The sequence below is a fragment of the Chitinimonas sp. genome (assembly GCF_041904975.1).
In the GTDB taxonomy this organism is placed as follows: domain Bacteria; phylum Pseudomonadota; class Gammaproteobacteria; order Burkholderiales; family Chitinimonadaceae; genus Chitinimonas.
In genome coordinates this window covers 1-7,908 of sequence record NZ_JAYRLZ010000205.1, presented here as the reverse complement: position 1 = coordinate 7,908, position 7,908 = coordinate 1, and the positions used below count along the sequence as shown (strand labels likewise).

Sequence of the window (7,908 nt, the reverse complement as noted above, 5' to 3'; positions counted from 1 at the left end):
GCCCCATGTACGCCAAGCTCAGCGCGTTTGCGGTCAGCTCTTTCATCATCGGCATGGCTGGCGCGCTGTGGGCCTTTGTCCACCTGGGCTCCTGGGAGCCCGCCGCATTCTCTGTCGAAACGTCCTTCCGCCTGCTCTTCATGGTCATCATTGGCGGTCTTGGTTCAATCATGGGCGGGTTCTTCGGTGCTGCTTTCATCGTTGTATTGCCCATCTTCTTGAACCAATTTCTCCCTGCACTTCTCGCTCTGGTCGGCGTGGAGATCTCTACCGCCGGTGTTGCCCACTCGGAATTGATGATCTTCGGCGCGCTCATCGTGTGGTTCCTGATAGTGGAACCTCACGGTCTCGCCAAGCTGTGGTCCACGGCCAAGCAGAAGCTGCGTCTGTGGCCATTCCCTCACTAAGCCAACTCACTTTGTTTTCACACAACCAACCAGGAGACATGTCCATGAAACGATTCATCTCGTCCGTCAGTGCCACCATGCTTGCTGCCACAGCAATGCTAGGAACTACACCGGCCTTTGCACAACCAAATGAGCAATTTGTTCCACTTCTCGTGTACCGAACAGGCCCCTACGCACCGAACGGAACGCCTTGGGCAAACGGCAAGCAAGACTACCTGAAGCTCATCAATGAACGCGATGGCGGCATCAATGGCGTGAAGATCACCTACGAAGAATGCGAAACTGGCTATGCCACAGACCGCGGAATCGAGTGCTACGAGCGCTTGAAGGGCAAAGGGCCAACCGGCGCGACAGCCTTCGACCCGCAGTCCACGGGCATCTCCTTCGCGCTGACTGAAAAGATTCCGGGCGACAAAATTCCACTGATAACACCGGGATACGGCCGTTCCGAATCTGCGGATGGCTCGGTTTTCAAATGGGCGTTCCCGATCATGGGTTCGTACTGGACTGCAGCCGACATTCTCATCCAGCACATTGGCAAGAAAGAGGGAGGGCTGGAGAAGCTCAAGGGCAAAAAGATTGCCTATGTCTACCACGACTCACCATACGGCAAGGAGCCTATCGCCGTGCTTCAGGAGCGAGCACGACGCCATGGGTTTGAGCTGCAGTTGCTGCCTGTCACTGCGCCCGGCGTTGAGCAAAAGGCAACTTGGCTACAAGTCCGTCAAGGTAAACCCGATTTCGTGGTGCTCTGGGGTTGGGGCGTGATGAACTCGACAGCATTGAAGGAGGCGCAGGCCACTGGCTTCCCACGCGAAAAAATGTTCGGAGTCTACTGGTCTGGTACCGAACCTGACGTCAAGGATGTAGGCGCGGCCGCTGCAGGTTATAGCGCCCTGAATATGCAGAACGAACTGGGCCTCACTGCCGTTGCACAGGACATTCTGAAGCACGTGCACGGGAAGGGCCAAGGTACGGGTCCCAAGGACGAGGTCGGATCCATCCTCTACAACAACGGGATGATCATCTCGATGTTCACCGTCGAAGCTGTACGTACTGCTCAAGAGAAGTTCGGCAAAGGCAAACCGATGACGGGTGAGCAGGTGCGCTGGGGTCTTGAGAACCTATCTCTGGATGAGAAGCGCTTGACGGCTCTTGGCTTTAACAAGCTCCTGCACCCTATCAAGACGAGCTGCACGGACCATATGGGCGTGGCCACTGCACGGGTGCAGACCTGGGACGGCAGCAAGTGGAAGTTCGTGAGTGAGCCCATTGCCGCTGACATGTCGCTACTGAAGCCCTTGATCACAACTGGCGCGGACAAGTACGCAGCAGATCGCAAGATCACGCGTCGCGGTGACGCTGACTGCCAGAACTGAAAGTAGGAGGGGGCCTCGGAGACGGGGCCCTTTTAATCCGGATGAACAACTCGTCGAAACCTCTCATCACCGTAAATGGCATCGAAGTCATTTACAGCCACGTCATCCTCGTGCTCAAGGGTGTATCGCTTTCCGTACCAGAGGGCAGCATCGTTGCCCTGCTAGGCGGAAACGGCGCGGGCAAGACCACGACCCTTAGAGCTGTGAGTAATCTTCTGGCGGCAGAGAGAGGCGCCGTCACCAAAGGCAGCATTCAACTCCGCGGAGAGCGGATCGAATCCCTCTCGCCAGCCGCGCTGGTCCAGCGTGGCCTGGTGCAGGTCATGGAGGGACGCCACTGCTTTGCCCACCTAACGATCGAAGAGAACTTGCTCGCAGGCGCATACACGCGGACCGACGGCCATAGCGCTGTCAAGGAAACACTGGAGAAGGTATATCAGTACTTTCCCCGCCTCAAGACGCGACGCAACTCGCAAGCCGCCTATACATCCGGCGGCGAGCAACAGATGTGTGCAATCGCACGGGCCCTGATGGCGAATCCCTCTGTTGTCTTACTTGACGAGCCGTCCATGGGATTGGCCCCACAGATCGTGGAGGAAGTCTTCTCGATCGTCAAAGATCTCAATCAGCGCGAACGCGTGACTTTCATCATCGCCGAGCAGAACACCAATATGGCACTAAGGTATTCCGACTATGGCTACATCCTGGAAAGCGGGCGCATAGTTATGGATGGCACTGCAAAAAGCCTGAGCACCAATGAGGACGTCAAGGAGTTTTATCTCGGTATGGGAGGGGCAGAGCGCAAAAGCTTCAAGGATGTGAAGAGCTACAAGCGCCGCAAGCGGTGGCTGGCGTAACCCAGCCAACGGCATTCGAGCAAACATCACTATCCGAACGAACCGCAAACTATGGAAACCCATTTTGATGCTCTGGAAACGCGCTCCCACATCGAGCGCGAGCGAGGGCTTATGGCAGCACTGGCCAAACAGGTAATTCACGCCCGCACAACCACCGCAGCCTTTGCCGAGATACTTGCCTCTGTCGATGTCACGGACATTCAGAATCGACAGGCGCTCGCCAAGTTGCCCGTGACCCGCAAACATGAAGACTTCATGGCTCGGCAAAAGGCTCGAAGATGCTCCCAAGAAATCTTCGGAGGCTACGCCGCAGTCGGCTGGAAAGGACATTCCATTCCGAACGGTGTGAAGCGTGTATTCCAGTCGCCTGGCCAAATCTATGAGCCTGAAGGCTTCAGGGGCGACTTCGAGCGCATGGCTCGAGCAATGTTTGCAGCTGGATTTCGGGCCGGAGACCTCGTTCACAATAGTTTCAGCTACCACCTCACGCCTGCCGGAGCAATGATGGAGTCTGCAGCACTAGCACTGTGCTGTGCAGTTTTTCCAGGTGGAGTCGGAAACACCGAACTACAAATCCAGGCTATCCAGGATTTGCAGCCTACGTGCTACGTTGGCACACCGAGCTTCTTGCGCACTTTGATCGAGCGAGCCAAGGACCTTGGGCTACCACCACTATCGTTCAAATCTGCACTGGTGTCTGGCGAAGCATTTCCGCCGGCTGCACGCGAATGGCTGGCTTCTCACGGCGTTATTGCCTACCAGTGCTATGTTACCGCAGAGCTCGGCTTGATTGCATATGAGACCGAAGCTCGAGATGGCATGGTGGTTGACGAGGGGATCATCCTAGAAATCGTGCGCCCAGGTACAGGCGAAGTCGTCCCAGATGGCGAGGTTGGCGAAGTGGTAGTGACATCACTAAATCCAGACTATCCACTCATCCGATTCGGTACCGGTGATTTGTCAGCAATTCTTCCTGGGTCATGTCCCACCGGGCGTACCAACCTACGAATCAAAGGCTGGCTGGGACGCGCAGACCAAACTGCGAAGATTCGGGGCATGTTCGTTCACCCATCGCAGGTTGTTGAGACCATGCGGCGCCATCCGGAACTGTCTCGTGTCCGTTTGGTTATTTCTGGTGGGCAGGCAGGTGATGCGTGGAGTGCCGATCAAATGGTATTGAAGGCTGAGACTGCTGCGCCCTCCGATGCCCTGGCTGCGACGCTAGTGAACACAATGCGTAGCCTCACCAAACTTCGGTCTGACGTGGAGTTCGTCCCTATGGGGTCGCTGCCCAACGATGGAAAGATCATTGATGACCAGCGAAAGCTCAGCTAGTAGCTGCTGAGATCGGGTGGATTGATTCACTTGCGAGCGTGGTGCTGTAAACCTTGAAGGTCAAGGATCTCGATGGTTCCATACTTCGCGCGCAGGTATCCGGCTTGGGCCAACTCTTGCAAAGCTCGGTTTGCGTTCTGTCTGGTGAGGCCGCTCAGCTTTGCAATCTCATCCTGCGAGATTGAAAGCCGCGCTGCAGTAGAGGGAAACAATTGCGGATTGAAGAGTTCGGAGATGCAATATGCAACCCGTGCTGACGCTTCATGGAAACGCAGGGTTTCGATGAGCGCTACGTAGTGGCCCAGCCGTGCGTTGAGTTGGTCGATGACCCATCTACTGAACGGCCGACTCTCCTCCAGAAGCCATTGGAACGTGGTGCGCGAAAGAAACATCACCGTGCTATCGCGAATGGCAACCACCGCATAGGGTCGAGGCTCCCCCTTGAGAACAGCGCCTTCACCAAACCATGCACCTGAAGGGACACCAGCAAATGTGGTGCTCCGCCCGTCTTCTGACACCGTATCGACCTTGAGCATCCCGTCCATCACACCAAGCCAGTGAATGGCGGGGGATCCCCGTGGACAAACAGTAGCCCCAGCTTGATAGCTGCGAACGAAAGCGTCCCGTTGTACACGCAGTAGCTGTTCCTGCGTTAAGCCTACGCGCCAAGCGGACGCTTCAATGAACTGATTTGCACCTATTGGAAGCGTCATCAGTTTCCCGGATATCGAAATTTCATAAGCGAAATTCTGGCTGGTATCCAACTGCAACGCAATCTGATTGACCCTGAGCGAGAAACGCTCTCGCCAGTCACATCTTTGCCCGAGCAGACTCACTGGGTACACCTTACGGTCTCTTCTGCAATCCGGCTGGGGCTAACCCTCGATTGTCTGTATCGGGACATTCTGAGTGCGCGCGGAGTCTGAGACTGAATGCAGCACCCACAACTAGACATGTTGGGGAACAGAACAGGAAAAACAGGAGACGAACGTGCTGATCAACAAACACTCTCGCGCGGCTTTCTCGCGCCGCAAATTGGTGGGGTTGTTGAGTCTTCAGCCATTGCTTGGAGGCGTGGCACTTGCTCAACCGACAGGTGGATCTGTCCGGATTGCCCAATCTACGGCTTTGAGCGGGCCACTCGGCGATTTGGGGACAGCCATCCATACGGGAGCCAAGCTGGCATTTGCATCGATCAATGCTCAAGGTGGGGTACATGGCCGCACCATCGAACTCATCGTGGCCGACGATGCCTACAACATCGAGCGAGCGGTCTCCAACGTGGATGGGTTTCTGTCAGACCCCAATCTTTTCGCGCTGTTTAACTGCATGGGGACGCCGGCGATCGCGGCCATGCTGCCCAAGGTGGTGAAGTCGGGTGTCCCCTTCTTTGCACCTTTCACTGGTGCGCAATTCGCCAGGCCGAAGGGCGTTCGAACAATCTTTAACGTTCGAGCCAGCTATGCCGAGGAAGCACAGAAGATTGTTCAGCACCTGACAACCCTCGGTATTCGCAAGATTGTGGTGGCTCGCCAGGACAATGCCTTCGGCAGTGAAGTTATGAATGGCGTGCAGTCAGCCATCGAACGAGGTCAAGGAGCGCTCCTCCCCACCGTGGTCGTGAACGCGGATGGAACCAACTTCGACCAAGCAATCGCGGAGGTTGCAAGCCATAGACCTGAGGCACTGGTCGTCGGCCTGGCCGGGCAGCCCGCCATTGACCTTATCAAGGCGGTTAGATCGGAGCTTCGCGGTCTATCGCTCTATGCACTTTCCGTGGTGGGTGCAGCGGGAACCATCACTGCAATGGGAACGCAAGGAGTAGGCGTCACCATATCGCAGGTCGTTCCTTCACCTTACTCCCCCCTGCCCATAGCTCGCGAATTCCTCGCGTCCTGGAAGGCCGCTCAGATCAGCGGGGACCCTTCGCATCTGTCCCTTGAGGGCTACATCAACGCACATGTCTTCGCGAATGCGCTCCGTCGGGCTGGTCCGTCTGTTTCGCCGCGAAGCTTCGTTGATTCCACGTGGTCGCAGAAGCGCCATGACATCGGCGGCTTCGAGTCGTCTTTTGTTGAACCGGGCAAAGGCGCCTCATCCTTCGTGGAGCTGACCATGGTTGGAAGAAGTGGACGTCTTCTTCGCTAGTCGGACTCTGACGATCTGCACTACGGCAAACACTGAGCACACTGGAATCGGAACATGAAAGCAAATGGAAAAAAATCAATCGCTCGAACACTGACCTCTATGGGTGGGGTCTCGATCCTATTGATGACACTGATTGTCATCGGAGTGTTTTATGGCTTCGCCTCGAAACAGCACCAACAGGACGGTACAAGGTTTGCCATGTCGAAGGCAGAGGGAATCGCGCGGGCAGTGGATGTCTTTGAAGCGGCAATGAAGGTGACTGCAGAGAATGCGCACAGTGCATTTCGAAAGCAGTTTGCTCCCACGATGACGCTAGTCAACGCAGATGAGGGAACACTCTCCAGCTTCGGAAGCCTGATCAATGGAAGCACCACGGAAGTGGACAGGTTCGCGCAGGACTACCCAAAGAGCAATGCCCAGGTGTACGTCGCCAAAGGTGAAGACTTTGTCTCAATCACGTCTTCGGAAAAAGACGCGAGCGGCGCTCGAATTATCGGTAAATCGCTGCCCAAAGAGGGAGAGGCTTACGCGGCTCTGCGCGCATCACGCCCTTTCGTGGGTCGGCTTTCCACAAGCACGCCAGAGATGACGGTTCTTCAACCAGTGAGGGATGACGCGGGCAAAGTTGTGGGCGCAACGGCCATCGAGTTGAATATCGAAGAGCAGCAGTCACGGCTTGCAGATATGGTGAACTCCACCAAGATCTTTGAGAGCGGTGGCGTCTACGTCGTAGCGTTTGCGCCCTCCTCATCTGAGGCTTCCCTTATTCTTCATACTCAGCATTCATCCAAGCCTCTGGCAAGCTTGCTGTCCGGGAACTCTGGAGAATGGATAGGTCGGCTTAAGGAAAGCGAAACGCTGACTCAATGGGAAGTTCCATCCCTGCTGACCTCTCAGACCGACGGAAGCTTTGCGAGCATGGCTACCAGCAAGGCTACTGGCTGGAAGGTTGTCGCGGAAGCGCGTAAATCCGAGGCCATGGCAGCTCTCTACCAGCAAACCCTTATTCTTGCGGGCTTCGTCTCGGCAGCAGGCGGCGCCTTGTGTGTTGGGCTCGTCTTGTTTCTTCGCCGGATTGTCAAGCCATTGGAGATTCTTTCAATCCATGTCCACGCAATTGGGCAGGGAGACCTATCGGTTGCACTTGAGTCACAGCGACTCGACGAGATCGGGCAGATCACGCAAGCCGTGGAAAACATGCGACAGGGTCTCGATACCAGCCTGCGTTCGGTACAGCTTGCCACGGACAACATCCGCAGCGCCTCTAGCGAGATTGCATCGGGCAACGATGATTTGTCGGTGCGAACCGAGGAGGCTGCAACCTGCCTGGAAGCAGCTGTAACCCACATGAATGAACTCTCCGACGCAGTGCAGGCCTCCGCGAATGGGGCCAATGAGGCATCGCGATTGGCAGCGATTGCTTCAGATGTTGCGTCGAAGGGCGGAAAGGTTGTAGCCGAAGTAGTTACAACCATGGAAAGCATAAATGCTTCGTCCAAGGAGATTGTGGACATCGTCGGAGTGATCGACGGGATCGCATTCCAGACCAATATTCTCGCGCTGAACGCGGCCGTAGAAGCGGCACGCGCCGGCGAGCAAGGGCGCGGGTTCGCAGTGGTAGCCAGCGAAGTACGGGCCTTGGCCCAGAGGTCCGCAGCATCGGCCAAACAAATTAAGAGTCTCATCGACGCCTCTGTGCAGCAGGTTGAAAGCGGTACACATTTGGTCGATTTAGCCGGAAACACCATGCGCGAGATAGTGACCTCCTCTCAAAAGGTCACC

At 56.0% G+C, this 7,908-nt stretch carries 6 protein-coding genes and 1 pseudogene; 6 read left to right on the top strand and 1 reads right to left on the bottom strand.

Annotated elements, in window-relative coordinates:
- The 4 genes and pseudogenes from ACE3OH_RS16420 to ACE3OH_RS16405 form a co-directional block, all read left to right on the top strand.
- A pseudogene (locus ACE3OH_RS16420) lies at window positions 1-407 on the top strand (branched-chain amino acid ABC transporter permease); the annotation flags it as partial.
- Window positions 408-451: 44 nt separating this feature from the next.
- Window positions 452-1,786 (top strand): ABC transporter substrate-binding protein, encoded by a 1,335-nt coding sequence (locus tag ACE3OH_RS16415; protein ID WP_374355379.1) that lies wholly within the window; start codon window positions 452-454, stop codon window positions 1,784-1,786.
- Window positions 1,787-1,827: 41 nt separating this feature from the next.
- Window positions 1,828-2,643 carry an ABC transporter ATP-binding protein gene (locus tag ACE3OH_RS16410; RefSeq protein ID WP_374355376.1) on the top strand — a complete coding sequence of 272 codons (816 nt, stop codon included), beginning with the start codon at window positions 1,828-1,830 and terminating at the stop codon, window positions 2,641-2,643.
- A 51-nt stretch (window positions 2,644-2,694) separates the two neighbouring features.
- The gene (locus ACE3OH_RS16405) at window positions 2,695-3,978 is read left to right on the top strand and encodes a phenylacetate--CoA ligase family protein (protein ID WP_374355373.1); all 1,284 of its coding nucleotides are present in this window, start codon (window positions 2,695-2,697) and stop codon (window positions 3,976-3,978) included.
- Between the two features lie 26 nt (window positions 3,979-4,004).
- On the opposite strand, the gene ACE3OH_RS16400 is transcribed toward ACE3OH_RS16405, so the two are convergent.
- The gene (locus ACE3OH_RS16400) at window positions 4,005-4,814 is read right to left on the bottom strand and encodes a Crp/Fnr family transcriptional regulator (RefSeq protein WP_374355370.1); all 810 of its coding nucleotides are present in this window, start codon (window positions 4,812-4,814) and stop codon (window positions 4,005-4,007) included.
- 154 nt (window positions 4,815-4,968) lie between these two features.
- Here ACE3OH_RS16400 and ACE3OH_RS16395 point away from each other — a divergent pair, with 154 nt between their 5' ends.
- Together ACE3OH_RS16395 and ACE3OH_RS16390 are read left to right on the top strand one after the other, a co-directional pair.
- Complete coding sequence (locus ACE3OH_RS16395) at window positions 4,969-6,126, top strand: ABC transporter substrate-binding protein (RefSeq protein ID WP_374355367.1); 1,158 nt, start codon at window positions 4,969-4,971, stop codon at window positions 6,124-6,126.
- 54 nt (window positions 6,127-6,180) lie between these two features.
- Window positions 6,181-7,908, top strand: a 1,728-nt coding sequence (locus ACE3OH_RS16390; protein ID WP_374355364.1) for a methyl-accepting chemotaxis protein, incomplete at its 3' end; no start/stop codon positions are given.

Bases quoted from the DNA above. Each gene is read 5' to 3' on its own strand.
- ACE3OH_RS16415 (WP_374355379.1), top strand. From the start codon at position 452: ATGAAACGATTCATCTCGTCCGTCAGTGCCACCATGCTTGCTGCCACA.
- ACE3OH_RS16410 (WP_374355376.1), top strand. From the start codon at position 1,828: ATGAACAACTCGTCGAAACCTCTCATCACCGTAAATGGCATCGAAGTC.
- ACE3OH_RS16405 (WP_374355373.1), top strand. From the start codon at position 2,695: ATGGAAACCCATTTTGATGCTCTGGAAACGCGCTCCCACATCGAGCGC.